A 22,941-nucleotide genomic window follows, 5' to 3' on the forward strand; every position below is an offset into this window, starting at 1 on the left:
TGCGGCCCACGTACGGCCCCTTGCTACGCTGCGCAGGCGTCCCGTGGGGGAAGTCCGGTGAGAGTCCGGCGCTGACCCGCAACGGTAAGCATGTCGCCCGGTGAACAGGGCGACGTGCAAGCCCGGTTACCCATGGAGCGTACGGAACTCCCCACTGCTCGCCGTGGACTGCGAGAGGGAAACCGCGCGCCTCGTGCCGTGCGGGCCGCCCTTGCTCAGGTATGCCCGCGGCCCGATCCGAAGGACCGCGCGTGTCCGCAGCCACCGCCACGCCCGTGAAGTCTCCGGGGGCCGGTCCACCGCGCCGGACGCCTTCCGGGCCGCTCGCCGTCGGTCTTGCGGCTGCCCTGCTGTTGTCCCTCGTGTGCGGAGTGGCACTGGGAGCCTCGGATCTGACGTGGGGTGAGGTGCTGCGACTGCTGTGGGCCGGGCTGACCGGCGGGACCTTGGGCGCGGACGAGACGGCGGCCTACAGCATCGTCTGGGAGATCCGTTTCCCCCGCACCCTGCTCGCGGCCGTCGTCGGTGCGGGCCTGGCCACGACGGGCGTCGCCGTCCAGGCGATGGTGCGCAACGCGCTCGCCGACCCCTTCGTCCTCGGCATCTCCTACGGCGCGGCTGTGGGCGCCAACGCGGTGATCCTCTTCGGCACCTTCGCGGCACTCGGGATCTGGGCGCTGTCCGTCTCCGCCTTCGCCTCCGCGCTCGCGGCCATGACCCTGGTCTACGCGGTGGCCCGCAGCGCGCACGGTCTGACCCCGCTGCGGCTCATCCTCACCGGGACGGCCATGTCGTACGGCTTCTCGGCCGTCACCACCCTGATGGTGTTCGGCGCGGAACGCGGCGAGGCCGCACGGTCCGCCCTGATGTGGCTGCTGGGCAGTCTGAGCGGCGCGTCGTGGAACGCGCTGCCGATCGCGGCGGCGACGGTGGCCGCGGGGCTGGCGTATCTCGCTCTGTCCTCGGGCCGGCTCAACGCGCTGGCCATGGGCGACGAGACCGCGGCCGCGCTGGGAGTGGACCCCGAGCGGCTGCGCCGTGAGCTGTTCGTCGTCACGGCCGGGGTCACGGCCGCCGTGGTCGCGGTGAGCGGTGCGATCGGCTTCGTCGGTCTGATGGTTCCGCACCTCGTCCGGATGCTGGTCGGCGCCGACCACCGGCGGGTACTGGCTGTCGCGCCGCTGATGGGTGCGGTGCTGCTGGTGTGGGTGGACATCCTGTCCCGACTGCTGCTCGCGCCCGCCGAACTCCCGGTGGGTGTGATCACCGCTGTGGTCGGCGTGCCTCTGTTCCTGGTGCTGATGCGCCGTCGTGGCTATGCGTTCGGGGGCCGATGATGCGGGTCGACATCGAGAGGCTGTCGGTCGACATCGGGGGTGCCCGCCTGCTGCGGGACATCGATCTGGGGGTCGCCGCGGGTCAGGTGGTCGGCCTTGTGGGTCCCAACGGCAGTGGCAAGTCGACCCTGTTGCGCTGTGTCTACCGGGCGCTGAGGCCCGCGGACGGCGTGGTGCGTCTCGACGGCGAGGACCTGCACACCATGGACGCGCGGGCCGCGGCCCGGGGTGTCGCCGCCCTCCCTCAGGACTCGGCCCCGGAGTTCGACTTCACGGTCGCCGAGGTGGTCGCCATGGGCCGACTGCCCCACCAGCGCGCCTCCGCGCTGGGCCGGCCGTCGGCGAGCGACATCGCGGTCTGCTCCGAGGCGCTCGACCGGGCCGGTGCGGGGCATCTGGCGGACCGTACCTTTCTCACCCTCTCCGGCGGTGAACGGCAACGGGTGCTGATGGCCCGCGCCTTCGCACAGTCGCCGCGCGTGCTGGTGCTCGACGAGCCGACCAACCACCTGGACATCGCCCACCAGTTGGACCTCCTGGCGCTGGTACGCGACTGGCGGCCGCCCGGCTCCGACCGTGCGGTGACCGTGCTGACCGCGCTGCACGACCTCAACCTCGCGGCGGAGTACTGCGATCTGCTGTACGTGATCTGCCAGGGCTCCGTCGTCGCCTCGGGCCCGCCGGACGAGGTGCTCGCCCCCGAACTGCTCGCCACCGTCTTCGGGGTGCGCGCCCATCGCGTCCGCCACCCCGAGACCGGCGCCCTGCGGCTGCTGTTCGACCGGCTGCCCGCGCCGGCCCAGCTCCCCGTCGCGGCGCTCCCCGAAGCCGCTCTCCCCGAATAGGAAACCCTCATGTCCGTCATGTCCCGCCGCCGTTGCGCCGCCTTCGCCGCCGTCCTCACCCTGACGCTGGCGGGGTGCGGCGCGAAGAAGTCCGAGCCCTCCGACGCGAAGGGCGACGCCGGGCCGGTGACCATCGAGAACTGCGGGCGGAAGGTGACCTTCGACAAGGTGCCCCGGCGCGTGGTGACGAACGATGTCGGCATCACCGAGATCATGTTCGCCCTGGGTCTGGAGGACCGCATGGCCGGCTATGTGATGCCGGACGACAAGGGCGACTTGAACGGAGTGCCCTGGCGCGCCGGATACGACAAGGTGCCGTGGCTCTCCAAGAAGACGATCACGCGCGAGGTGGTGCTCGACGCGCGTGCCGACATGGTCTTCGCCGGCTGGAACTACGGCTTCAGCGAGGGCGACGGCATCACGCCGGACTCACTGCGCAAGGTCGGTGTCGACTCGTACGTCCTCACCGAGTCCTGCCGCAACGGCAACGAGAAGGCACGCGGCATCATGCCGCCGCTCCAGGCCCTGTACACCGACCTCACCAACCTCGGAAAGCTCTTCGGCGTGGAGGACCGCGCCGCCAAGCTGATCGCCGACTTCAAGAAGCGGATCGCCGTCGTCGCGGCCAGGACTCCCCGGAGTGCCGAGCGGCCCACGGTCTTCCTCTACGACAGTGGCGAGGACAAGCCGTTCACGGCGGGCCGTTTCGCCGCGCCCGAGGAGATCATCACCAAGGCGGGCGGCACGTCCATCACGCATGACCTGGCGGACTCATGGACGACGATCGGCTGGGAGAGCGTGGTCGAGAAGAACCCGGACGTCATCGTCATCAACGACTACGCGCAGCCGAGCGCCGAGGCGAAGCGGAAATTCCTGCTGTCCTATCCCCCGCTGGCGCATGTCGCCGCGGTCAAGAACCGGAAGATCTTCGTGCTCGACTACGTCGACCTGGTGGAGAGCCCGCGCAATCCGGCGGCGATCGAGGCGCTCGCCGCGTATCTGCGGACGGCCGGCGGCTGAGGCCTGGGCGGCGGGCGCCGGTCGGGGCGCCGGGGGGCCGGGGGGGGCCGGTCACGCGTGACGGCCCTGCGAGGTGTGCGGCGCTGTGCGTCGGCCCGGCGAGGAGTCGTCCTCACCGGGCCGTCGACCACGCACACGTCCTGACGGCACAGCCGGGCCATGTCCTCGGGTGAGAGCTCAGCCCTGGTCGCCACCGGCGGCGGCCATGTCCATCCAGATGACCTCCCAGTTGTGGTGGTCCGGGTCCTGGAAGGAACGGCCGTACATGAACCCGTGGTCCTGCGTCTCGCCCGCGGGCGAACCGCCGGACGCCAGCGCGTTGTCCGTGAGTTCGTCCACCCGCTCACGGCTCTCCGCGCTCAACGCGATGATGACCTCGCTGGTCGTGGAGGCGTCGGCGACGGCCTTCTTGGTGAAGTCCTTGTAGCGCGCCTCGGTGAGGAGCATCGCGTAGATGGTGTCGCTGATGACCAGACAGGCCCCCTGCTCGTCACTGAACTGATCGTTGAAGGAAAACCCGAGCTTGCTCCAGAAAGCCTTCGTCGTCTCGAGGTTCTTCACCGGAAGGTTGATGTAGACCTGCTGCGCCATGTCCGTCACTCCGCTCTCGCGTCCGCGGCCGCCGCGGTGGCTGCCGTTCGGATAAGTAGACGGGCGGCGATCAGAAAACTCATCGGCTCGCGGAGGACGTGGTTCGGGTGGCCGTTGGATCAGCTCGCGGTACCGGCCGGTCCCGGTGCTGTGCGGCCCTCCGGTCCGGAACCGGCAGGTCACACCTGCCGCAACCACTCCTCCGCGCGCCGGGGAGACGCGAAACGCAGGACGTGCAGCGGTGCGAAGCGGGGATCGCGGGTGCGCCGTTCGATCTCCGCACGCCGGGCGGCGTGCTGCGACCAGGCCCACCACGCCGGATGGTCACGGCGGAACCAGTCGGAGACGGTCTCCACGTTGCCGCCGAAGATCCGCTCACGGAACAGGGTCCGCCGCAGCGACCTGCGCAGGATGCGGGGCATGACGACGGCTCTCGGGTAGTCGAGCCAGATCACGGTGTCCGCGTGCTCCCACAGCAGGTCCCGCACTTCCGGATAGCCGAGGGAGTCGATGATCCAGCCCGGGCGGGCGGCGATCGCCGCCACCTGCTCGACGAAGTCCGGGCCGGTCGCCCAGTCAGGTCCGGTGAACTTCAGGGAGTCCATCTCGTGGAACGGCAGGTGCAGCCGCGCGGCAACGGCCTGAGCCAGGGTGGTCTTCCCGGCCCCGCTGATGCCGGCCACGAGGATGCGTTTCACGGGGTGCAGGCTATCCGCCGCCGTTTGAGGGCCTGCCCTCTCCGCCGAGAGGGCCGGGCAGCACGGCGGTCCCTCCTGGACGGCCGATTCGGCCTGGTGCCGACGCAGTTCCTGCACTCCCCCCGTGGCGGCGGAGGACGAACGCGGGCTTTGTGCGCCGCGCGGCGGAGCTGTGGCCCCTTGCTGCGTGCTGCGCGGGTGTGCTGCTTGCTGCTGACCGTGGGCCACTCCGGCCCGCGAACTGGCGGGTCCGGACGGCCGGATGGGCACCCGCGCCGGCAATGTCCTGAGGGTCCCTGAGGGTCCGCCGCAGTCACGAGGTGCGAAAGCCCTCCGCCACCACCACACACTCAGGGCGACGGTGGCGCCGTGTCCCTCGCGGGCGGTGCGACGGTCTCGTTCGCCGCCTCCGGCGTCTGGGGCAGCACATGCGTGACGAAGTCCTCGACCACCGTCTCCAGGCCTATGTCGTGCTGCGCGCGTTCGCAGAGATACCAGCGGTGTTCCAGCAGCCCGTGGTAGACCTCGGCCGGGTCCATGGCGCCCCTGAGCTGCTGCGGGACCGCCCGTACCGTGGGCCTGAAGACCTCGCGGACCCAGCGGTGGGCCAGCACCTCCGTCCGGGCGCCGAGCGGATCGCCCGGTGCGTAGTCGTCCTGTGTCACCATCCAGCTCTCCAGGTCGTTCAGGAGGCGCCGGGCCTGGTTCTCCTCGGTGTCGAGGCCGGTGAGGCGCAGCAGTTGGCGCTGGTGGTGGCCGGCGTCGACGACCTTCGGCACGAAGGTGACCGTGTCGCCGTTCGAGGAGTGCTGGATCTGCATCTCGGCGACGTCGAAGCCAAGATCGTTGAGCCGGCGGATCCGGCGGTCGATGTAGTGGTACTTGCCCGCCGGATAGACCGAGGTTCGCGTCAGCTCCGTCCACAGGTCGTGGTAGCGGCGGCAGATCTCGGTGCCGAACGCGATGGGATCGACCGAGGGGTGCAGCGCGCCCGACGCCTCCAGGTCCAGCATCTCGCCGATGATGTTCACCCGGGCCAGGTCGATGTCGTACTCGCGCTGCCCCGTGCTGAGTTGGCGGTGCAGCTCACCGGTCTCCGCGTCCACGAGGTAGGCCGCGTAGGCACCGGCGTCACGGCGGAAGAGGGTGTTGGACAGGGAGCAGTCGCCCCAGGCGAAGCCCGCCAGATGCAGCCGGACCAGCAGGACGGCCAGGGCGTCCATGAGCCGATGGACCGTGGTGGGACGCAGGGTGGTCTCGAACATGGATCGGTAGGGCAGGGACCCGTTGAGGTGGCGGGTGATCAGCACCGGCTCCAAGGGCTCCCCGTCGCTTCCGCTGCGCCCGGTGACGACCGCGAGCGGATCGACCGCGGGGATGCCCACCCGGGCCAGGGTGCGCAGCAGTTCGTACTCCCGTGTCGCCGGCCGCTCCGCCAGCTCCTTGACGGCGACCACCTCGGCCCCGGCGCGGGCGTAGCGCACGACGTGCCGGGAGATACCGCGCGGCAGCGGCACCAGATACTTCTCCGGCCACTCCTCCAGCGGGAGATGCCACGGCAGTTCGAGCAGGACGGCGGGGTGCTCGGGGTTGGTGGCACTGATCTGCAAAGCCATCGGTCGCCTCGCGTCGTACGGTGACGGGCCACCAGTGTGACGTACGGGTTGCGCGCCCTGTCGCCCGGCAGGGCGTCCCGCGCCTGCCGGGCGAACGGTCGCTCGACGGCGCCGGTTGACGCGGTCCTTTGCCGGGCTCCTCGGCGCACGGCCACCGGTCAGCGCAGGACCTGTACCGCGTAGAGGATGCCCAGGGCCGCTGCCATCAGGCCGAGCATCACGCGGAGCGCGGACTCCGGAAGGTACGGCTGGAGCAGGGCACCGAGATACCCGCCGATGAGACCGCCCGCACCGCAGGCGAGGCCGAGGGGCCAGTCGGGGGCGATGGTGCCGGAGCCGACCAGGGACAGCAGCGCGTAGGCGCCGGCACCGACCACGGAGGTGGCGAAGGTCGCCGCGAGCGTGGCCGGGGCGACCTTCGCCACGGGTACGCCCCGGCCGACCAGAATCGGTCCCAGCAGAGATCCGCCGCCGATCCCGTAGATCCCGCCGACGGTTCCGACCGTCACGGCCAGGGCGGTCAGCGCCGGACCCGACAGTTCGTCGACGGTCCGCTGCCGTACGGGCCTGAGCGTGCGCAGGCACAGGGACAGCCCGAGCGGCAGCAGCAGGGACGCGATGAGCAGCCGGAAGACCGTCGGGCCGGGGAGCGCGAAGACCCGGATACAGGCGCCGAGCACGACGCCGGGCAGCGTGCCCAGCACCAGGCGGCGCGTCAGCGGACCGCCGAGGGTGCCGGCGGTGCGGTGGCGCCACAGTGCGCCCGGGCCGGCGACGACGTTGTACAGCAGGTTGGTCGGGGTGACCGCGGGGTTCGGCACGGCGAACACGCTCAGCTGCACCGGAAGGAGAAACACCGCCCCGGACACACCGACCGGCGCGGTGAGCGCCGCGATGGCCAGCCCTGCGACCAGGCCCCCGAGGAGCGTCCACCAGTCCACCGCGGTCCCTTCCGCCGGTCTCGATCTTCGCCGATGCGTCATTCAACCGGGTTCGCGCGGGTCACGCACAGGACCTCGTGATCTCGGCGGCCACGGGGGCAGCCGTACGCCGGACGGCGTGACTGCGCGCGCTGGGCCATCATGACCGGCACCCCTGGAACCAAACACTCAAGAAGGCGGATACTGGGACATACGACATCTACGAGAGGTCTCGCGATGGCGAACAAGCCCAGGCAGCCCCGGCACGGCGAGGGGCCGAGTCGACACGAGGGGGACAAGCAGCACGGGTGGTCGCCCGATGTGGACGAGAAGTCCCAGCAGCCGAACCCGAGCGCTCACCGGTCCTTCCACCCCGACACGTACGCCCCCGAGGCCGACAAGCCACGCAGGGCGTCCACCAAGGGGGAGAAGCGGGCTTCGGAGGCCGGCACGCCCGTGGACAGCACGACCACGAGCGGCGAGGACCGTGGCAAGAAGTCCGAGGGCATGCACGACACCGGCCGGAGGGGAAAGTCCCAGCGCCCCAGCGGCAAGAAGGACGCTTCCGCCTTCACCGGCGTCGACCCGCAGGAATCCTCCGACAAGGACGGCAGTCGCTGATCCGTCCGTCCGGCGCGGTCGTCCGGCGCGGAATCGTGCGCCCGGACCTCGTACGAGCCTGCCCGAGTACCTGCTGCCCGGCCGATGGGCCGGGCAGCCGGTGTGCGCTCGGGTCGTGCCGCCCGTTCAGGCGTCGGTGTCGGTGTCGATGGACTCGTCGACCGAATCCGGTTCACCCAGTTCGTAGGGAGCCAGGATGTCGGCGACGGTCCGGTGGCGTGGTGTGCTCACGCCGAGTTCCTCGCCGAGACCGGCCACCGCGCCACTCAGCCACGCCAGTTCGAGGCGGTGCCCCTCCGTCAGGTCGTGGTGCATCGAGGAGGTCATCGTCGCCGGAAGGCTGTCGCAGAAGGTGAGCCGGTCGTCGGCGAACGCGGGATCCAAGTGGACCCCGGCGGCGCGGCCGACCGCGACGACCTCCGCCATGAGATCGCCGAGCAGGGCGCGGGAGCGGGGGTGGGAACGGACCACGCCGATGGGTTGGCGAACCACTGACGTCGCTGCCGAGACACTGGCCAGGAAGACGAACTTCTCCCAGATGACCCGCTCGATGTCGGCGCTGATCTCGGCATCGATACCGGCCTTGAGGCAGGCGTCGAGAAACGCCCGGGTCCGGTCCGAGTCCTGACCGCCGTACTCGCCGAAGACCAGCTTCTGCATCTCGCCGTTGTGCACGACGATCCCGGGCTCCTGGATGGCGGCCGAGATGTAGCAGACGCCCCCGGCGACGGCCTCCGCGGGCAGTTCGCGACGCAGGACCGTGTCCTTCTGCACGCCGTTCTGCAGGGAGATGACCATGGTGCCCGCGCCGACGTGGTTCCGGAGCTGGGCCACCACGTCGTCGGTGTCCCACAGTTTGACGGCGATGAGAAGGACGTCGACGGGGCCGAGGTCGGCGATCGTGGGCACCACCGCGTCGGCGTGCACCCGGAACTCGCCCAGGGGGCTTCGCACCAGCAGCCCGTTGCGGCGGATCGCCTCCAACTGCCTGCCCCGGGCCACGAACGTCACCTCGTTCCCGGCCGCCGCGAGGCGCGCACCGAAGTACCCGCCCACTCCCCCCGCACCTACGACAGCAATACGCATGACGCCTGTTCCTTCTCTGTGAACGACCCGCGTACTCCGGACAATCCGCGCCCGAGCACCGGCTCGGTCGGATCAACGGCTGACCGCCACGGTACGCGGCACCCTCAGCCTTCTCCGGCGCGGCTCCGGACGGTACGCGGAGCAGGTGCGGACTACGCCGGGGAGTCCGGGCGTCGGGCCCGGCCCGCCTCGAAAGCGGTGTCGATCCATCCCGCCACCACGGCGGCGGCATCCGGGGACGCCTCTGCGACAGCCCCGACCACCGTCTCGTCCTGGTCGCCGAACACGTCGAGGACTCCCGTACGGGCCAGTGCCCGGCGGAGGGTGTCCGAGCCCTCGGACGACGTCGGGGCTGCCGCCTCCGCCGCGGCGACCACCGCTTCCTGCTCCGTACGCTCCCGCTCGCGAGCCCCCTGCTCGGCGGCGTTCCTTCGGAGCTCGTCCTGCGGTCGCTGAGGTGCGGCGTCGTCCGTGCCGTGATCGTTCATCTGGGTCTCGCCTCGAATCGCTGGATGTCGGGCCGCCCTCCACCGAGGGCGAACCCGCAGGAGCCCGGCGCCCCGCAGGAGCGAGGGCCAAGGTCATCGGTTCCCCCGAGGACCGCGTACCCAGTGCACGGCCGGACATGGGCACACGAATGGACGCGCCTCGGGCGGGCCAGCGGTCCGCAGGCGCGCTACAGGACCGCCGGCCCGCCGGTCCGCCGGCGTGCCTCCGCCCGCGTCGCGCCGATGCCCGCGGCAACCACCAGAGCGGTGCCGGCGATCTGGAGCGACGTGGGTGTCTGGGCGATGAGGATCACGCCGGCCAGCAGACTCACAGCCGGTTCCAGTCCGGCCAGCGTGCCGTAGGTGGTCTTGCCGATGCGCTGGAGCGCCTTCATCTCGAGCAGGAACGGCACGAGCGGCATGAGCACCGCGATACCGGCGACGGCGGCGGCGGTGTGCCAGGTGAGGGCCGGAAGAGCGCCGGGCGCGCCGAACGGTGCGGCGACGAGGGCGGCGACCGCGAGTGAGACGGCCAGGGCGTGGGACGCCGAGAAGCGGCTGCCGACATGGGCCGTACCCACGACGTACAGCGCCCAGCACGCCGCCGAGCCGAGACCGAACAGGACGCCCGTCAGGCTCGTGGCGCCCGCCCACGGGGAGGTGAGCAGGAGGACGCCGATGGCCGCAAGTCCCAGCCAGGTCAGCTCCTTGAAGCGACGCGACGCGACGACGGCGACCGTGAGGGGGCCGAGGAACTCCAGCGCGGTGGCCGTCCCCAGCGGGAGCCGCGCGGCCGCTTCGGAGAAGAGGAGCATCATGCCCGCGCTGACCGCACCCAGCAGGAACGTGGCCACTAGGTCGGCGCGCGGTGTCGTCTTCAGCGTCCGCCACAGTGACCTGCCGGTGCAGGCCAGCAGGAACACGGCCGCGAACGTCAGCCGGAGCCAGGTGGTCCCGGCCGGACCGAGCGAACCGAACAGCTCGGTCGCCAGGGCGCTGCCGGTGTGCAGGGCGGCCATGGCGATGAGGACGAGCGCGGGGCCCGGCATGAGACGGGGCCCGGAGGGCGCCGTGGCACCGGTGGTTGCGTCGGTCGTATCGGCGGTGGTGGTGGCAGTCACCAGGCCATTGGACCGGCCGGGCTCTGTTTCTGTCCACGGGCCGATGGTGGACGCTTTGGCCACTATCGGTGGACAATCGCTGGATGACGAGTGATGGCATCGAGCATCTGCCCGATCTGGGACGGCTGCGTCTCCTGGTCGAACTGCACCGCCTGGGCACGATGGCCGCGGTGGCAGCGAGCACGGGCTACGGGACATCGGCCGTCTCCAAGCACCTTGCCGTCCTGGAGGAGGAGGTCGGGGTCCCGCTGCTGAGCCGGGTCGGCCGCCGGGTCCAGCTGACACCCGCCGGTCAGCGGCTGGTCGAGCACGCGGTGGGCATCCTCGCCGCGGTGGAGGAGGCTCAAGCGGAGCTGCGGGGCGTGGCCGATCCGGTGGGAAGGGTGCGGCTGGCGAGCTTCTTCACCGCGGTGGAGCCTGTCGTCCTCCCCGCCCTGGAGCATCTGCGTGCGGTGTACCCACGCGTGGTGGCGGAGGTGTACGAGCACGAGCCCGAGCACACGGCGGGGCTGTTGCTCTCCGGCGGGATGGACCTCGGCGTCGTGTACGACTACAGCCTGGTCCCGCGCAGCCTCCCGCCCGAGCTGAGTGCCCGGCAGTTCGACGAACAGCCGCTCTTCCTGGCGGTCCCCGTGGACCACCCGGACGCCGGCAGGCCCGTCGCGGTGTCCGAGCTGGCGGAGTTCGCCGGGACGGGCTGGATCGCCAACTCCCGCGGGACCGACGACGACGAACTGGTGCAGCGTGTGTGCGCCATCGCCGGGTTCACCCCCCGCATCGCCCACCGCGTGGACAGCCTGCACCTGGTGAACAGCCTGGTCGGGGCCGGACTCGGGGTGGCGCTGCTCGCGGAATCGGGGATCGAGAGGAGCCGGTCGGACGTCGCGTTCCGCCCGCTGGATCCGCTGGCCGGCAAGCGCCGCAGCTTTCTGCTGGCGCGTGCCGGCCAGTGGTCGTGGCCACCGATCACGGCTCTGGCCACCGCCATCACGGGTGTCGGTCTCTAGCTAGTGCCGCATCAAGCAACGTTGGCCCTGTTGTGACGAGCCGTCCGGATGGTGATCCGGGCGGCTCGTTGTGCGTCATGCTCTGCGAGTGGCCGAGCGTGTGCGGGTGCGTGAGATCGATGACGACGAGGGCAAACGGCTGCTGCGGATCGTCCGCCGGGGAACCGGATCGGTGGTGACCTGGCGGCGGGCCCAGATAGTGCTCTTATCGGCCCAGGGCATGGACGTGGCCAAGATCGCCGAGGTGACGTTCACCAGCCCCGACCGGGTCCGGGATGTCATCCACAACTTCAACGCCGACGGCTTCTCCTCGCTCTACCCGAAGTACAAAGGCGGTCGGCCCAGGACGTTCACGCTTCCCGAGCGGCGCGAGATCAAGAAGATCGCCAAGTCCAGGCCGGTCGAGCACGGCCTGCCGTTCTCGACCTGGAGCCTGGTCAAGCTGGCCGACTTCCTGGTCGCTGAGGGGGTGGTCGACGACATCAGCCACGAGGGCCTGCGCATCCTGCTCCGCGAGGAAGGCGTCACCCTTCAACGCCTGAAGACCTGGAAGACCTCGAAGGATCCCGACTACGCGGCCAAGAAGGCCCGCGTCGAGCACCTCTACGCCATCGCCGACGGCGAGGTCATAGCTGAGGCGGGCGAGCCCGAGGTCGTGTTCTGCATGGACGAGTTCGGGCCGCTCAACCTCCAGCCCCACCCCGGCAGGCAGTGGGCCGCACGCGGTGGCAAGTACAAAGACCCCGACCGTGAACCGCGGCCGCGTCGCCGTGCGACCTACACCCGACCGCACGGCGTGCGGCACCTGTTCGCCGCCTACGACCTGGGCAAAGACCAGCTCTACGGCCACATCAAGAAGACCAAGACCCGCTCCAAGTTCCTGGAGTTCTGCCGCTACCTGCGCTCCCTCCACCCAGCCGGCACACGCATCGCGATCATCTGTGACAACTACTCCCCGCACCTGACCACCAAACGCTGCCAGCGGGTCGGGACCTGGGCGGCGGCGAACAACGTGGAGATCGCCTACACCCCGACCAACAGCTCCTGGCTCAACCGGATCGAGGCCCAGTTCACCGCCCTGCGCTACTTTGCCCTCGACGGCACCGACCACCCCACCCACAAGGCCCAGGGCAGCATGATCCGCCGCTACATCATCTGGCGGAACAAGAACGCCGCCGACAAGCGCCTCAAAGCCCTCGTGAGCAGGGCAAACGTCGCCTGACCTGCTACGGCGGGCGGCGTCACCACAGGTGCAGGAAACTCCGGACATCGTCATAGCCGTCGAGGGCCCGACCGTCCACGTCCGTCGGATCCGCCTGGGCCCTCGCCGACAGCGACTCCGCCAGCGCCAGGGCTTCATCACCGAGACGACCGAAGCGTCGAGCGGCGTGTCCCAGACACAGGCCGGCCAGTCCTAGCAGCGGACTACCCGACACAGCCCGCGTCCCAACCTGTACGCACCAGTGCTCGATGAATCCCGCGTCGTCGTCGTTCAATGCGGTCCCGACCAGGACTCCCGCTGCTTCGCCCTCTGCTGAGCGGTCACGCAGGGCCCGCTCCATCGTCTCGACCACTACCTCGTGAGGCAGCGCGGGAGGGTTCTCGAAGCTCAGATGAGAGTGCACTCCGCGAGACTACGCGGAGCGCACCCAACAGCTACCTGCCGCCCCAAGACAGGGCGAGCGTTGCTTGATGCGGCACTAGGTCCTGTCCGGGCGACCTTCGAGGAACAGCCTGTCGGATGCGGTGCATCGCACGGCGCTGGGGGCACCCCCGTCGGAGGCCGGGGGAGATCGCTCTCGTACCGGGCGTACTCGGGCGACTCCGCCAACACAGCGTGGGGGCACCTCCCGTGCCCGAAGGGCTCAGGGGGAGTGCCGTAGCTGTCGTCACAGGCCCGACAAGATCGCCCGGACAGGGCCTGGGACGGGAGTACCCGAGAAGGCCGCGGCATCCCGCGAACCCGGTGCCGCCGAGGCCGCGTCCTCGGAGCGCGGTTCGCGGGGCGCCCTGTCCTCCTGCGTCGGCTCGCGGGGGCGCGGCCCTGTCGCCGGAGCCCGGTCGCAGCCGAGCCCTGTCACCGCAGCGCCGCCTCGAGCCGTCGCACACCCGGGCCGGAGAGACCCGCCAGCCCCTCCGGACGCCCGGTCGCCAGCAGGAGCAGGTCCCCGACCGGTCCCCTGACCTCGTCCGGGCCCTCCCCCGCCGACCAGTCCGCGTCCGTGGCCACCACCTTCGTACCGCGGAGGCGTTTGCGTGCGCCGTAGAAGATGCTGCCGTGGACATGGGCGAGGGCCGCGACCGTCCGGTCCACCGGCATGTCCCGGCGGCGCCCGAGTGGACGGGCCACGTCCTGGCCGTGCACCAGGGCGTCGACCAGCGGGTCCAGCGCGGCGGCGCCGGGCGCCCGACGAGCCGAGCCGGCCGTCTCACGGAGCTGGGCGATCAGCTCGGCCGGGCCGAACCCGGCCGCCCTTTCCCGCGCCTTGTCGGCTTCCATCCGGTCCCAGTTGCCGCGTGCCCGGATGATCCCTGTGATCGAGCCCGCCAGTGTGGTGCGGGTCGACAGGGTCAGGTGCGCTGCCACGTCGTGGACCGTCCAGCCGGCGCAGAGCGATGCCGCCTCCCACTCCTCGTCGTGGAGGCTTTCGAAGAAGTCGGCAAGGCTCAGGCGCTCGGCCTTCACCCAGGAGAGAATCTCGTCGCGGTCCATGGTCGGCTCCACCGTCCGGCGGGCGGGGCCTGTCCCCGCCTCTCACTCCTGCGTCGAACAGGAGACGGCCGGATCGACATGTGCCGCGACATTTTCTCCGGGGATCCCTCGGCCCCAGCCCGCCCCGCGCTCAGCGCAGCTGGCTGACGATCGTGGGATCAGTGATCTCCTTGTCCCTGGAGAGCATCGTGGCCTTGCTGAGGATCACGGCGAGCATGCCGTCACCCTCGAAGGGCAGATACCCGGTGTCGTGTCCGCCGCCGGCCTTGGGCACGATGCACAGGTACTGGTCGTTCGGCGTCCGCAGGATGTTGCCGGACCCCAGATGGATCTTGTACGTGTGCAGATCGCCCCGTACCTCCAGGAAGCGGCCCTCGACCGTGCAGCGATCGGCCATCGCGAGGCGCGGCACGAGCCGGGCGAGGAGCTCCCGGCGGGTCGCCGCGCTCTGGTTCAGCTCTCCGAAGCCGTAACTGGTCCAGTACTCCCGGAAGCGGCCGCCGGGGCCACCGTCCTGCCACGTGGGGTCGTTGCCGACGGACGCCACCCCGACGAAGAGGTCGACGTCGCGCAGCACTTCCGAGAGCACCAGCTCGGGGATGTCCGTGAGAGCCAGCGGTGCGACGCGGTCACCGCCGTCCCGCAGCCACATCTCGTAGCGCCCGCTGCCGGCGTGCGCGTAGTTGTGCGGGGCGTCGATCGGATAGAAGCGGACCTGGTCGGTGGCCAGCCGCAGATAGCTGCCGGACTCGGTGGTCTCGCCCGGGCCCCAGCCCTCGGCCTCGCCGTCGATCCAGTACTCGGCCCGCAGCCCCCACTGAGGAAGCTCACGGTAGGCGGGTGCGTAGGAGTCGTCCACGCAGAGCCTGAGCCGGTTCGTCCAGCCGCGGACCGCCGCGAGCGAGTGGAACTGGTGCTGGCGCAGGATGTGCCCCGCGAAGCGGTTGCTGTACGTCCCCGTGGCCCGCTCGGCATCGGTGAGCGGATAGACCTCGCGGTGTGCCTGCTTGAACGGCTGGGTGATCGCGTGCCGTTCGAGCCAGAGCCGCCAGCGGACGACGTCCGCGGCGTCCTTGCCGACGGGGTGCCACAGCTCCACGGTGGTGCCGTCGGTGACGGGCGCGTCGTCCTGGTCGCGCAGCTCGCCGTCGGCGTATCCGCATGCCGTGCCGTCCACGGACCACAGCAGTCGTCGTGCGAGGGTGCCGACGAGCGGATGGTCGAGATACCGCTCGCGCCAGGCCCGGTACGCCCACGACCTGCGCGCGAGGAACTGCCGGTCCAGCCGCTCCGACTGGGCGCCGAGCATCTTGTCGATGTCCTTGGCCGCGCCCTTGAGCTCCTTCAGCTCGTCGGCGTGGTCCCGCCGCACCGCGGCGGGCGGCGCCTTGACCTGCTTGCCCGCGGCATTCAGCCAGGTCAGGCGGGCCCGGCCGCCGGTCACGGTCAGCTCCGCGGTGCACTCCCCCAGCTGGTGCACCGACCGGCCCACCTCGGTCAACCCGTAGGCGGGTACGGCGAGTTCCTCAATCTCGTCCCGGCTCAGCCCGAGCGCGGCGGCCCGTGTCTCCAGTGCCGCGTCGATCAGTTTCAGGGTGCCCTTGTAGGTCACTCGGGTGGCGAGCCGGGCCAGTTCGGCGAGGGCGGACTCGCTCTCGATACGGGCGAGTGCCGTGACCCCCGCGTTGGCGATCTTCGGATTGCGCGGGCCGAGCCCGGCCACCTTGCGCAGACAGGCATCGGTCAGCGCCCCGAGGGCCCGTGCCGTCTCGGGGTGGGGCGCAAGCAGGGACAGCATCCAGGCGAGACCGCGCAGGGCATTGGCGTTGTACGGGTCCAGAGCGTTGTTGACGTCCGACTCGTAGGGGCCGCGGACCAGTTCCAGCGTCCGGGGCCGCCCGACCAGCGCGAGCCATGACACCACCGTGGTCCGCACCTGATCAGCCCCGATGGAGGCGATCAGGTCCCGGGCGGACTGGTCCCACTTCGCGCTGGGCTTCGCCGAGGTGGCGGTGAGCGCGTGCGACAGCAGCGCGGGCCAGTCGCCGGCGAGCACGGGCAGGTCTGCCAGCACGCGGTCCGACCAGGCCTCACCAGGATTGAGCAGCGGCTCGGGGAGCCGTTTCGCCAGCTCGCCGAGCCGTTGCTTGTCGTGATAGGCGCTCAGGTGGCAGCGCCGCACCACGGCGACGACATGGCCCGACACCGACCGTCCGGCGGCCAGTTCGGCTTCGACGAGGGTCTGGAGCTCGTGCGTCGCGTAGTGGGAGCTGACCCGGGAGAGGTCGTCCAGCTTCCGCAGCCGCTCCGCGGAGAGCAGATCGTCGGGCAGGTCACGCCCCACGACGCCGACCAGGGTGAGGACATGCCCGCGGACGGTGTCGCCGTCACCGCCCGACCGGTGGCGTGCGACCAGGGCGTTGGCGAGCCGCAGCCGGGAGTTCTCGGGCAGCGCGCCCACCGCCGCGAGGATCTTCGCGCCGTCGTCGTGCCAGTGGTTGTTGGTGACCGTGGCGATGTTCACGAGCTTCTTCGCCAGCTCGCCCATGTTGTCGTCGGCGATGTGGCCCTCGACCTGCCGCAGCTGTTCGGTTCCGTACATGGTCATCAGCCACCCACCAGGGGGACGAGCTTGAGGAAGGTGACTTCGGTGTCGAGGCGCAGCTCGATCTCCTCGTCCAGATCCTCGACCTGCCGGTCGCCGACGAGTATGAGAAAGCCGTTGCGCTCGAAGGCGGCGAGCGCGAGGGCGCACTGGGCCTCCGGATCCATCCGGCCGCCGGTCGCCTCGCCCGTACGGCCGGCACCGGACGCGCGGTCCGCCCGACCGTTGCCGGAGGCGGGCCGGACCAGCCCTTGGTACTCCCCGGCGCCCCGTGCGTGGAACTCGGCGACCTCCTGGAAGACCCGCCGCCGGATCACCTCGCGCAACGCCAGCCGCTCCTCGGCGATGTCCAGTCCCCAGCCGTCACTGCGGCTGCCCGATGTCGTCTCGTCGACGAATGTCACCCGTGCCATGCCGAGGAGATTAGGGGGCGGCACTGACAACGGCCCGCCGGCGGGAGTCTGTCGCCGGCCTGCACGGCTCCGGCCGTTCACCTGCCGAGCGGCCGTCAGGAACAACCCACGCCCGCACGTCGTTGCGCCCGTCATGACGACGAAGCAAGAGGTCCTGCGCTACACCGCCTTCTCCGAGGATCCGAAGGGTGGCAACCCTGCGGGCGTCGTCCTCGACGCCGCAGCGCTCGGCGACGCGGAGATGCTGTCCATCGCCGCGGAGCTCGGGTACAGCGAATCGGCCTTCCTCACCCCGCCGCCGGAGGGGCTCGGCGGCGACAGCGGCCGTGCGTTCACCATCCGCTACTTCAGCCCGCAGGCCGAAGTGCCGTTCTGCGGCCACGCCACCGTCGCCACGGCCGTCGCTCTCGGCGAGCGTATCGGCCCCGGCGACCTGGTCTTCGCGACACGCGCGGGCACGGTGCACGTGACCGTGACCGAGGTGAGCGGCTCGCTGCGGGCCACGCTCACGACGGTCGAACCGCACACCGAGGAGATCGCGGCCGCCGATCTCGACGAGGCTCTGGCCGCGCTCGACTGGCCGGCCGGCGATCTGGATCCCGCGATCCCGCCCCGCATCGCCTTCGCCGGCGCGCGTCATCTCGTGCTGGGGGCCGCGACCCGCGAGCGACTGGCGGATCTGGAGTACGACTTCGAACGTCTCGAAGCCCTGATGCACCGCCTCGATCTGACGACGGTGCACCTGGTGTGGCGGGAGTCGGAGACCGTCTTCCACGTCCGCGACCCCTTCCCGGTGGGCGGTGTGGTCGAGGACCCGGCCACGGGTGCGGCGGCGGGCGCCTTCGGCGCGTACGCCCGCGAACTGGGCCTGGTCCCCGGGTCGTCGGTGCTCACTCTCCACCAGGGCGAGGATCTGGGCCGCCCGGGTGTACTGACGGTGGAGCTGCGCGAAGGCGACGAGCGGGTACGGGTGTCGGGGACGGGCACGCGGATCTCCTGACCCGGCGGCGAGGACGCGGGCCGGTGGACCGGCGCCGATCGCTCGATCCACCACCCCGCGGTCAGTCGCTCCCGCCCCCGCCGGGCGACCCCGCGAACAGCGCCGAGCGTGCCGCTGCCATCGCCGACTCCCGGTCCTGCGGGACCAGTCCGATGCGGGTGCGACGGTCGAGGACGTCGGATTCGTCGAGCGCGCCTTCGTGCTGCACGGCCCACACGAGTTCGGCTCCGGTGACCGGATGGCCGGCGACCACCGGTTCCCGCAGGGCCGGGTCCGCGGTGCCGAGGGCGTGGACGGCGGGGGCTTCGGTGCCGTACCGCTCGACCAGGCGGCGGGGGGCGTCCAGGGCGGCGAGGGCGTCCGGTGCGGCGGCCCCCACCAGCGGCAGTGTGGCCGTCCGGCACGGTCCGGCGACGAGTCCGCGCGTCTTCACGGCGTGGTCCACCGCGTCCTGCGCCATGCGCCGGTAGGTGGTGAGTTTGCCGCCGACGACGGTGACGACACCGTCCCGGGAGCTGAGGACCGCGTGCCGGCGTGAGATGTCGGACGTGCGCTCCTGCGCCCCGCTGCCCGCGGTCAGCAACGGCCGCAGCCCGGCGAACGCGCCCACGACCGCGGACCGGGGCAGCGGTGCCGACAGCGCCGACCCGAGCACGTCGAGCAGGAACCCGATGTCGGACTCGGGCACTTCGGGGACATCGGGGATGTCGCCGTCCACCGGCTCGTCGGTGAGACCGACGTAGACCCTGCCATCACCCTGCGGGAGCACGAGCACGAAGCGGTTGGACTCTCCCGGGACCGGGATGTGCAGACCGGACGACAGACCGCCCAGCGCCTCGGCCCGCAGGACCAGATGCGTCCCGCGCGACGGGCGCAGGTGGATGTCCTCCACAAGGCCGCCCGCCCATACGCCCGTTGCGTTGATCACGGCACGCGCTCGGACGAACCCTTCCTCGCCCGTGAGCTCGTCGCGTATCCGGGCGACGGAATCACCGACCTCCAGCGCACGGACCCGGGTCAGGATGCGGGCGCCGTGTGCCGCCGCCGTCCGGGAGATCGCCGTCACCAGGCGTGCGTCGTCGCTGAGTTGGCCGTCCCACGACAGCAGACCGCCGCGCAGACCCGTCGAGCGGAGGCCGGGCGCCAGGTGCCGGGTCTCCCGCGCGGACAGGGAACGCGGTGCGGGCAGCGTGGCACGCGAGGTGCGGGCGGACGCGCGCAGGACGTCGCCCGCGCGCAGACCCACCCGGGTGATGGCGGCCTGGGTCCGCCCCACCAGCGGGGTCAGGGGCAGGACGAAGGGCAGCGGGCGTACCAGGTGCGGGGCGGTGCGTTCCATCAGGATGCCGCGTTCGACGGCGCTCTCGTGGGCGACGTCGAGCTGGCCCGTGGCGAGGTAGCGCAGCCCGCCGTGGATCAGCTTCGAACTCCAGCGGGAGGTGCCGAACGCGAGGTCGTGGGCGTCTATCGCCGCCACGGACAGTCCCCGGGCGGCAGCGTCGAGCGCGGCGCCGGCGCCGGTCGCGCCGAGTCCGACGACCAGGACATCGACAGTGGCGCCGTCGGTGAGCTCGGCCAACTCACGAGCGCGCCGTGAGGCGTTGAGGGAGGAAGGGAAGGGGTCGGGGGTGGGGCTCATGGGGCGAGCATCCTCTCCAGGACGGTCCGCAGCTCCTGCTGGAACGCGGCGGCGGTGAGGTCGGGTTCGCTGTCGTCGGTCATGGTGCGCAGCGAGAGCGTGAATCCCTGCACGACGAGAAGCAGTGAGCGGGCCTGACGGACGGCGTGGTCCCGGCGGATCGAGCCGTCGGCCTGCCCCTCCTCGACCGCGGTGACGATCAGCTCCAGCAGGGCGTCCTGTGTGGCACCGCGCCGGTCGAGCAGATAGGGCAGGAGCAGCTCCGGATCCACGTCGATGATCTTGCGGAACAGCGGATGCGCCCGGAACGCCTGCGCTCCGGCCGCCAGCCCGTCGACCAGCCGGTCCCGGGTGGGGGCGGCGTCGTCGGCCTGAGGGAGCGCGCCCTGGGCGACGGCGATCCATTCACGCGTCATCAGATCGCCGACGAGGGTCCGCACATCGGGCCAGCGCCGGTAGAGCGTCATACGGGAGACGCCGGCCCGCCGGGCCACGTCGGTCAGGGTGGTCCGGCGGACGCCGACCGCGAGAACACAGTCCCGGGCCGCGTCGAGAACGGCATCGCCGTCCGAATGGTTGTGACGAATGGGCGTCATCTGTCACAGTGTAACGGCAGTGCGGCCGACTGACACGGCCACCGGACCAACCAGTGAGGAAAACCCGCGTGGACATGTTGTGGAGCGGCTGGGGCGACCCGGCCAAGGCGGCCCCTCTGCCCGACTCGGTCATCGAGCTCCTGCAGGCAGCCCTCGGAGTGAAGCCGCGGACCGCGGAACCGATCGCCCTCGAGGAGATACGGGTCCCCGACTCACCGCTCGGCGCCGATGTCCGTCAGGCCCTCGCCGACGCGCTCGGCGGCCCGGAACACCTGCGGACGGACGCCGAGACCCGGATCCGGCACACCCGAGGCAAGTCGACACCCGACCTGCTGCGCATCCGGGCCGGCAACACCGACGACACCCCTGCCGCGGTCCTGCTCCCCGGCAGTCACGACGACGTCGTCGCCGTCCTGGCGGTCTGCGCCGCCCACGGCGTGGCCGTCGTCCCCTTCGGCGGCGGTACCTCCGTGGTCGGCGGGCTCGCGCCCGAGGGCCAGGGCCCGTTCGTCGCCCTGGACCTGCGCCGTATGGACGCCCTGCTCACGCTGGACGAGGTCTCCCGCACCGTCACGTTCCAGCCCGGGCTCCGCGCGCCGGAGGCCGAGGCTCTCCTCGCCGAACGCGGCTTCACGCTCGGCCACTTCCCGCAGTCCTACGAGTGGGCCACCATCGGCGGTTTCGCCGCGGCACGCTCCAGCGGCCAGGCCTCGGCCGGATACGGCCGCTTCGACGAGATGGTGCTCGGCCTCACGGTCGCCACCCCCCGCGGCAGCCTCGACCTCGGCCGCTCGCCGCGTTCGGCCGCCGGACCCGATCTGCGTCAGCTGGTCCTCGGGTCCGAGGGCGCGTTCGGTGTCATCACCTCGGTGACGGTGCGCATCCGCCCCCGCCCGGTGGAGCGGGTCTACGAAGGGTGGCGCTTCGCCACGTTCGAGGCCGGAGCCGCCGCCCTGCGCACGCTCGCCCAGGACGGCCCGCGGCCCACCGTGCTGAGGCTGTCCGACGAGACCGAGACCCTCATCGGGCTCGCCCAGCCCGACGCCATCGGCGGTTCCGGCCCCGACGGAGCGCCCGCCGGGTGCATGGCCATCGTCGGCTTCGAAGGAACGCCCGAGGACAACGCGAGCCGGCAGCAGCAGGCACGGACCGTGCTGGAGACCTGCGGGGGCGAGCTCGTCGGCACCGAACCCGGTGAGCGCTGGGCCCACGGACGCTACTCCGCCCCCTACCTGCGGGACGCCCTGCTGGACGCCGGCGCGTTCGCCGAGACGCTGGAGACCGCCACCTTCTGGTCCGGCATCCCCGCGCTCTACGACGCGGTCCGCACCGCCCTCAACGAGACCCTGACCGCCGCGGGCACCCCGCCGCTGGTCATGTGCCACATCTCGCACGTCTACGAGACCGGGGCGTCGCTGTACTTCACCGTCGTGTCCGCCCAGGGCCAGGACCCGATCGCCCACTGGACCCCCGTCAAGCGGGCCGCGAACGACGCGATCCTCGCCTCGGGTGGCACCATCAGTCACCACCACGGCGTGGGAACCGACCACCGCGACTGGTTCGGGCAGGAGATCGGCGCGCTCGGCACCGACATCCTCCAGGCCGTCAAGGCACGTCTCGACCCCGACGGGATTCTCAATCCCGGCGTCCTCCTCCCCCTCCGCTGACCGGCTCCCCTGCCTTCCGAAAGGCGTACGCATGCGACAGTTCACCGCCGTCGTCAACCCTGCCTCCGGGGGATCCAGCGGAGCCGCGACCCTTCTCCCGCTCGCCCGTCTGCTCCGGGAGGCGGGCGCCGACCTGGAGACGGAGTACAGCAACAGCCTGGAGCACGCCCGCAGCGTGGCCCGGGCGGCCGGCGAACGGGGCCGGACCGTCCTGGCGGTCGGCGGCGACGGGATGGCCGGCTGCGTCGGCGGGGCACTGAGCGGCACGGACGCCGTGCTCGGGCTCGTGCCGGCCGGGCGGGGCAACGACTTCGCCCGAGCGCTCGGTCTGCCCACCGAGCCCGGAGCGCTGGCGGACGTCCTGCTGAACGGCGCTCCGCGCAAGGTCGACACCATCGAGGTCGAATCGGCGTTCCACGACAGGACCGCCGTCCTCGGCAGTGTGTACGCCGGCGTCGACGCCCTGGCCAACCGCCATGCAAACACCTCCCGGCTGCTGCGCGGCGCCGCGTCGTACTACGCCGGCGGGCTGCGGGCGGTGGTCACCTGGCGGCCGGTGAACTACCGCATCACCGTGGACGGCGAGCTGTACGAACGCCGCGGCTACACGGTCGTGGCGGCCAATTCCGGCTACTACGGCTTCGGGCGTCTCGTCGCGCCGAGCGCCCGTGTGGACGACGGTCTGCTGGACGTCGTCGTGATCCGGCACGCCCCGAAGCGGCTGTTCTTCACGATGATGAACGAGCTCAAGACGGGTGCCCACATCAGCCGCCCGCAGGTGGAGATCCTCCGGGGCACCGAGGTACGCGTCGAGACGGACCGGCCCGTGCCGTACGGGGCGGACGGCGAGGTCGACGCGACGCTGCCGATGACCGCGCGGGTCCTGCCGGGAGCACTGAACGTCCTGGCCTGAGCGTGCCTTGACCGTTTCGAGGGAGTTCCGTGGCGATCGGCACCC

General features: G+C 71.3%; 22 protein-coding genes and 1 riboswitch. Of the genes, 9 read left to right on the forward strand and 13 right to left on the reverse strand.

The window, feature by feature from the left end:
• Nucleotides 1-46: 46 nt before the first annotated feature.
• Nucleotides 47-132: riboswitch (cobalamin riboswitch) on the forward strand.
• Between the two features lie 89 nt (nt 133-221).
• From RPQ07_RS02805 to RPQ07_RS02815, 3 genes are read left to right on the forward strand one after another with little or no spacing between them, the layout of a single operon-like run.
• Nucleotides 222-1,337: a FecCD family ABC transporter permease gene (locus RPQ07_RS02805; RefSeq protein ID WP_413777693.1), complete on the forward strand. Its 1,116-nt coding sequence runs from the start codon at nt 222-224 to the stop codon at nt 1,335-1,337.
• Nucleotides 1,337-2,182 carry an ABC transporter ATP-binding protein gene (locus RPQ07_RS02810; RefSeq protein ID WP_313942378.1) on the forward strand — a complete coding sequence of 282 codons (846 nt, stop codon included), beginning with the start codon at nt 1,337-1,339 and terminating at the stop codon, nt 2,180-2,182. The genes RPQ07_RS02805 and RPQ07_RS02810 overlap by 1 nt, the downstream gene beginning before the upstream one ends.
• A 9-nt stretch (nt 2,183-2,191) precedes the next feature.
• Nucleotides 2,192-3,202 (forward strand): ABC transporter substrate-binding protein, encoded by a 1,011-nt coding sequence (locus tag RPQ07_RS02815; RefSeq protein WP_313942379.1) that lies wholly within the window; start codon nt 2,192-2,194, stop codon nt 3,200-3,202.
• A gap of 177 nt (nt 3,203-3,379) precedes the next feature.
• Here the strand turns inward: RPQ07_RS02815 and RPQ07_RS02820 are convergent, their stop codons facing one another.
• The 4 genes from RPQ07_RS02820 to RPQ07_RS02835 all read right to left on the reverse strand — a co-directional run bounded on the left by RPQ07_RS02820 (nt 3,380) and on the right by RPQ07_RS02835 (nt 7,048).
• Nucleotides 3,380-3,793: a VOC family protein gene (locus tag RPQ07_RS02820; RefSeq protein ID WP_313942380.1), complete on the reverse strand. Its 414-nt coding sequence runs from the start codon at nt 3,791-3,793 to the stop codon at nt 3,380-3,382.
• A gap of 179 nt (nt 3,794-3,972) precedes the next feature.
• A complete protein-coding gene (locus RPQ07_RS02825; protein ID WP_313942381.1) occupies nt 3,973-4,491 on the reverse strand; it encodes an AAA family ATPase in 519 nt (172 codons plus the stop codon).
• A gap of 350 nt (nt 4,492-4,841) precedes the next feature.
• Nucleotides 4,842-6,107: a DUF4032 domain-containing protein gene (locus RPQ07_RS02830; RefSeq protein ID WP_313942382.1), complete on the reverse strand. Its 1,266-nt coding sequence runs from the start codon at nt 6,105-6,107 to the stop codon at nt 4,842-4,844.
• Nucleotides 6,108-6,265: 158 nt separating this feature from the next.
• Complete coding sequence (locus tag RPQ07_RS02835) at nt 6,266-7,048, reverse strand: sulfite exporter TauE/SafE family protein (RefSeq protein WP_313942383.1); 783 nt, start codon at nt 7,046-7,048, stop codon at nt 6,266-6,268.
• Between the two features lie 216 nt (nt 7,049-7,264).
• Here RPQ07_RS02835 and RPQ07_RS02840 point away from each other — a divergent pair, with 216 nt between their 5' ends.
• Entirely contained in the window at nt 7,265-7,648 is a 384-nt protein-coding gene (locus RPQ07_RS02840; protein ID WP_313942385.1) for a hypothetical protein, read from the forward strand.
• Nucleotides 7,649-7,774: 126 nt separating this feature from the next.
• Here the strand turns inward: RPQ07_RS02840 and RPQ07_RS02845 are convergent, their stop codons facing one another.
• The 3 genes from RPQ07_RS02845 to RPQ07_RS02855 form a co-directional block, all read right to left on the reverse strand.
• Complete coding sequence (locus tag RPQ07_RS02845; protein ID WP_313942386.1) at nt 7,775-8,734, reverse strand: 2-dehydropantoate 2-reductase; 960 nt, start codon at nt 8,732-8,734, stop codon at nt 7,775-7,777.
• Nucleotides 8,735-8,886: 152 nt separating this feature from the next.
• Nucleotides 8,887-9,222, reverse strand: a complete 336-nt coding sequence (locus tag RPQ07_RS02850; RefSeq protein WP_313942387.1) for a hypothetical protein — start codon at nt 9,220-9,222, stop codon at nt 8,887-8,889.
• 188 nt (nt 9,223-9,410) lie between these two features.
• Nucleotides 9,411-10,343: an EamA family transporter gene (locus RPQ07_RS02855; protein WP_313942388.1), complete on the reverse strand. Its 933-nt coding sequence runs from the start codon at nt 10,341-10,343 to the stop codon at nt 9,411-9,413.
• A gap of 83 nt (nt 10,344-10,426) precedes the next feature.
• Between RPQ07_RS02855 and RPQ07_RS02860 the strand changes: the two genes are divergently transcribed.
• A complete protein-coding gene (locus RPQ07_RS02860) occupies nt 10,427-11,350 on the forward strand; it encodes a LysR family transcriptional regulator (protein ID WP_313942389.1) in 924 nt (307 codons plus the stop codon).
• Between the two features lie 88 nt (nt 11,351-11,438).
• A complete protein-coding gene (locus RPQ07_RS02865) occupies nt 11,439-12,572 on the forward strand; it encodes an IS630 family transposase (RefSeq protein WP_313942390.1) in 1,134 nt (377 codons plus the stop codon).
• A gap of 19 nt (nt 12,573-12,591) precedes the next feature.
• Here RPQ07_RS02865 and RPQ07_RS02870 read toward each other — a convergent pair whose 3' ends face one another.
• The 4 genes from RPQ07_RS02870 to RPQ07_RS02885 form a co-directional block, all read right to left on the reverse strand.
• Nucleotides 12,592-12,975, reverse strand: coding sequence for a hypothetical protein (locus RPQ07_RS02870; RefSeq protein WP_313942391.1), 384 nt, complete (start codon nt 12,973-12,975; stop codon nt 12,592-12,594).
• Between the two features lie 452 nt (nt 12,976-13,427).
• Nucleotides 13,428-14,063 (reverse strand): maleylpyruvate isomerase family mycothiol-dependent enzyme, encoded by a 636-nt coding sequence (locus RPQ07_RS02875; protein WP_313942392.1) that lies wholly within the window; start codon nt 14,061-14,063, stop codon nt 13,428-13,430.
• A gap of 130 nt (nt 14,064-14,193) precedes the next feature.
• Entirely contained in the window at nt 14,194-16,671 is a 2,478-nt protein-coding gene (locus RPQ07_RS02880; protein ID WP_313942393.1) for a DUF4132 domain-containing protein, read from the reverse strand.
• On the reverse strand, nt 16,671-17,081 hold the full coding sequence (locus RPQ07_RS02885; protein WP_313942394.1) for a hypothetical protein: 411 nt from the start codon (nt 17,079-17,081) through the stop codon (nt 16,671-16,673). The genes RPQ07_RS02880 and RPQ07_RS02885 overlap by 1 nt, the downstream gene beginning before the upstream one ends.
• A 133-nt stretch (nt 17,082-17,214) precedes the next feature.
• Here RPQ07_RS02885 and RPQ07_RS02890 point away from each other — a divergent pair, with 133 nt between their 5' ends.
• Nucleotides 17,215-18,081 carry a PhzF family phenazine biosynthesis isomerase gene (locus tag RPQ07_RS02890; RefSeq protein ID WP_313942395.1) on the forward strand — a complete coding sequence of 289 codons (867 nt, stop codon included), beginning with the start codon at nt 17,215-17,217 and terminating at the stop codon, nt 18,079-18,081.
• Nucleotides 18,082-18,142: 61 nt separating this feature from the next.
• Here RPQ07_RS02890 and RPQ07_RS02895 read toward each other — a convergent pair whose 3' ends face one another.
• Entirely contained in the window at nt 18,143-19,720 is a 1,578-nt protein-coding gene (locus RPQ07_RS02895) for a glycerol-3-phosphate dehydrogenase/oxidase (RefSeq protein WP_313942396.1), read from the reverse strand.
• On the reverse strand, nt 19,717-20,316 hold the full coding sequence (locus RPQ07_RS02900) for a TetR/AcrR family transcriptional regulator (protein ID WP_313942397.1): 600 nt from the start codon (nt 20,314-20,316) through the stop codon (nt 19,717-19,719). The genes RPQ07_RS02895 and RPQ07_RS02900 overlap by 4 nt, the downstream gene beginning before the upstream one ends.
• Nucleotides 20,317-20,384: 68 nt before the next feature.
• Here RPQ07_RS02900 and RPQ07_RS02905 point away from each other — a divergent pair, with 68 nt between their 5' ends.
• Nucleotides 20,385-21,983, forward strand: coding sequence for an FAD-binding oxidoreductase (locus tag RPQ07_RS02905; RefSeq protein WP_313942398.1), 1,599 nt, complete (start codon nt 20,385-20,387; stop codon nt 21,981-21,983).
• Nucleotides 21,984-22,014: 31 nt separating this feature from the next.
• Nucleotides 22,015-22,896 (forward strand): diacylglycerol/lipid kinase family protein, encoded by an 882-nt coding sequence (locus tag RPQ07_RS02910; protein ID WP_313942399.1) that lies wholly within the window; start codon nt 22,015-22,017, stop codon nt 22,894-22,896.
• The last annotated feature ends 45 nt before the right edge of the window (nt 22,897-22,941 follow it).

The sequence above is a fragment of the Streptomyces sp. AM8-1-1 genome (genome assembly GCF_032229325.1).
Lineage (GTDB): Bacteria > Actinomycetota > Actinomycetes > Streptomycetales > Streptomycetaceae > Streptomyces > Streptomyces achmelvichensis.

Bases quoted from the DNA above. Each gene is read 5' to 3' on its own strand.
- RPQ07_RS02910 (WP_313942399.1), top strand. From the start codon at position 22,015: ATGCGACAGTTCACCGCCGTCGTCAACCCTGCCTCCGGGGGATCCAGC.
- RPQ07_RS02845 (WP_313942386.1), bottom strand. From the start codon at position 8,734: ATGCGTATTGCTGTCGTAGGTGCGGGGGGAGTGGGCGGGTACTTCGGT.
- RPQ07_RS02810 (WP_313942378.1), top strand. From the start codon at position 1,337: ATGCGGGTCGACATCGAGAGGCTGTCGGTCGACATCGGGGGTGCCCGC.
- RPQ07_RS02875 (WP_313942392.1), bottom strand. From the start codon at position 14,063: ATGGACCGCGACGAGATTCTCTCCTGGGTGAAGGCCGAGCGCCTGAGC.
- RPQ07_RS02805 (WP_413777693.1), top strand. From the start codon at position 222: ATGCCCGCGGCCCGATCCGAAGGACCGCGCGTGTCCGCAGCCACCGCC.
- RPQ07_RS02815 (WP_313942379.1), top strand. From the start codon at position 2,192: ATGTCCGTCATGTCCCGCCGCCGTTGCGCCGCCTTCGCCGCCGTCCTC.
- RPQ07_RS02840 (WP_313942385.1), top strand. From the start codon at position 7,265: ATGGCGAACAAGCCCAGGCAGCCCCGGCACGGCGAGGGGCCGAGTCGA.
- RPQ07_RS02850 (WP_313942387.1), bottom strand. From the start codon at position 9,222: ATGAACGATCACGGCACGGACGACGCCGCACCTCAGCGACCGCAGGAC.
- RPQ07_RS02830 (WP_313942382.1), bottom strand. From the start codon at position 6,107: ATGGCTTTGCAGATCAGTGCCACCAACCCCGAGCACCCCGCCGTCCTG.
- RPQ07_RS02895 (WP_313942396.1), bottom strand. From the start codon at position 19,720: ATGAGCCCCACCCCCGACCCCTTCCCTTCCTCCCTCAACGCCTCACGG.
- RPQ07_RS02880 (WP_313942393.1), bottom strand. From the start codon at position 16,671: ATGACCATGTACGGAACCGAACAGCTGCGGCAGGTCGAGGGCCACATC.
- RPQ07_RS02820 (WP_313942380.1), bottom strand. From the start codon at position 3,793: ATGGCGCAGCAGGTCTACATCAACCTTCCGGTGAAGAACCTCGAGACG.
- RPQ07_RS02890 (WP_313942395.1), top strand. From the start codon at position 17,215: ATGACGACGAAGCAAGAGGTCCTGCGCTACACCGCCTTCTCCGAGGAT.
- RPQ07_RS02885 (WP_313942394.1), bottom strand. From the start codon at position 17,081: ATGGCACGGGTGACATTCGTCGACGAGACGACATCGGGCAGCCGCAGT.
- RPQ07_RS02900 (WP_313942397.1), bottom strand. From the start codon at position 20,316: ATGACGCCCATTCGTCACAACCATTCGGACGGCGATGCCGTTCTCGAC.
- RPQ07_RS02860 (WP_313942389.1), top strand. From the start codon at position 10,427: ATGACGAGTGATGGCATCGAGCATCTGCCCGATCTGGGACGGCTGCGT.